This is a genomic window from Chloroflexota bacterium (assembly GCA_014360805.1).
Lineage (GTDB): Bacteria > Chloroflexota > Anaerolineae > DTLA01 > DTLA01 > DTLA01.
The window spans coordinates 1-1,798 of the sequence record JACIWU010000151.1 but is presented as its reverse complement, the minus strand read 5'-3'; the positions used below and the strand labels follow the sequence as shown (position 1 = coordinate 1,798).

Sequence of the window (1,798 nt, the reverse complement as noted above, 5' to 3'; positions counted from 1 at the left end):
CGAAGCGCCCGCCCCCGCCGCGGAGGAAGTCGCCGAGGCCGCGCCCGAAGCGCCCGCCCCCGCCGCAGAGGAAGTCGCCGAGGCCGCGCCCGAAGCGCCTGCCCCCGCCGCAGAGGAAGTCGCCGAGGCCGCGCCCGAAGCGCCCGCCCTCGCAGGCGAGGAGATGTCACCGGAGCAGGTGCTGGCCCTCGCCCGCGAGCGGCGCGACGCCGCAGAGGAAGTCGCCGAGGCCGCGCCCGAAGCGCCCGCCCTCGCAGGCGAGGAGATGTCACCGGAGCAGGTGCTGGCCCTCGCCCGCGAGCGGCGCGACGCCGGAGAGGTGGACGCCGCGCTGGACCTGTACGAGCAGTTGATCCGCAGGGGAGCCCTGCCGGACAAGGTGCTGGCCGACCTGGAGAGCGGCGCGACCGGCCCCCTGGCGCGATCGCGCACGTGGACCCTCATCGGCGACCTGTGCATGAAGCAAGAACGCCTGCAAAAAGCCCTTGAGGCCTACAGGCGCGCTTTGGAACTCGTGAAGCAGCAACGCTAAATCATCGCGGTCAAGGAGGCTTTTGTGGAACGCACGCTCGTTATCGTCAAGCCCGATGGCGTCCAGCGCGGGCTAATCGGCCCCATCATCACGCGGCTGGAGCAGCGCGGGCTGAAGATCGTCGGTCTCAAGATGATGCAGATTACCCCAGACCTGGCCCGCAAACACTACGCAATCCACGAGGGCAAGCCGTTTTTTGACGGGCTGATTCGTTACATCACATCGGCGCCGGTCGTGGTCATGGTCGTAGAGGGCAAGAAGGCCATAGAGGTCGTTCGGGCTACCATGGGCGCGACGAACCCGGTGGCCGCCGCGCCGGGCACCATCCGCGCCGACTATGCGCTGGAAATCGGCCGCAACCTGGTGCACGGGTCCGACGGCCCAGAGACGGCGCAGACGGAAATCGCCCTGTTCTTCAAACCCGAAGAGTTGCTGGACTATTCGCGCGACACCGACAAGTGGATTTTTGAATAGCCCAGGCTGTGCCCGCTGTGTGCGGCGACGCCCGCGGGCACGTCAGGGCATCCGCAGCACCATGGCGGCGCGCTTCCAGAAGTCTTCCAGCGCGTAGTAGGCCCTTTTCTCCGGCGAGAACAGGTGCACGACAACGCCGCCGTAATCCAAGAGGACCCACCCTGACTCTGGATCGCCTTCAACGTGCAGAGGCAGGACGCCGTTTTGTTTGGCGCGGATCGCCACTTCGTCCGCGATCGCCTGGATTTGGCGGTCGGTGTCGGCCGAGGTGATGACGAAGTAGTCCGCGATCAGGGAAATGGACTTGATGTCCAGCAGGAGGATGTCCTCGCCTTGCTTGTCGGCGACGGCATCCACGATCAGTCGGGCCAGGTCTATGGATTCCAGATAGCCATCTCCTTGTCTGTTGGGATTTCGCGCCAATTCTAGCATAGCGCCCAACGCGGTGCAAGTCGGCGACTGCGCGGGTAGTGTGTGCATTTCGTTGGAAACTTGTCAGACCGATGCGCGGCAGCATGAAACGCATAGAGCGTAGGGCAGGTTTCCATACCTGCCCTCGGCCTTCGGCGGCTATGGAAAGCCGCCCTACATGTCTGCTGTCATTCCGAGCGGCGAAGATTCCCGCGCGCGGCCATACCTCACCCCCGGCCTGCGGCCTCCCCCTCTCCGCCCGCGGTTCAGGGGCGGACAGGCAGGGGGAGGGGATCTTTTCAGAAAGCAAATAATGTGGCATGATGTCCCCCACAACCCCACACAAGGCGAAAGGAGACATCATGCCACGGACTGAAGTAT

At 65.0% G+C, this 1,798-nt stretch carries 3 protein-coding genes; 2 read left to right on the top strand and 1 reads right to left on the bottom strand.

All coding sequences use genetic code 11. The annotated features are described in order from the left end of the window. Both H5T65_14110 and ndk read left to right on the top strand, forming a co-directional pair. Window positions 1–532: tetratricopeptide repeat protein (locus tag H5T65_14110; GenBank protein MBC7260362.1), on the top strand; the 532-nt coding region annotated here is incomplete at its 5' end. 24 nt (window positions 533–556) lie between these two features. Beyond that, window positions 557–1,006: a nucleoside-diphosphate kinase gene (ndk, locus tag H5T65_14105; GenBank protein ID MBC7260361.1), complete on the top strand. Its 450-nt coding sequence runs from the start codon at window positions 557–559 to the stop codon at window positions 1,004–1,006. 42 nt (window positions 1,007–1,048) lie between these two features. Here ndk and rsfS read toward each other — a convergent pair whose 3' ends face one another. Then, on the bottom strand, window positions 1,049–1,393 hold the full coding sequence (rsfS, locus tag H5T65_14100; protein ID MBC7260360.1) for a ribosome silencing factor: 345 nt from the start codon (window positions 1,391–1,393) through the stop codon (window positions 1,049–1,051). Window positions 1,394–1,798 lie beyond the last annotated feature (405 nt).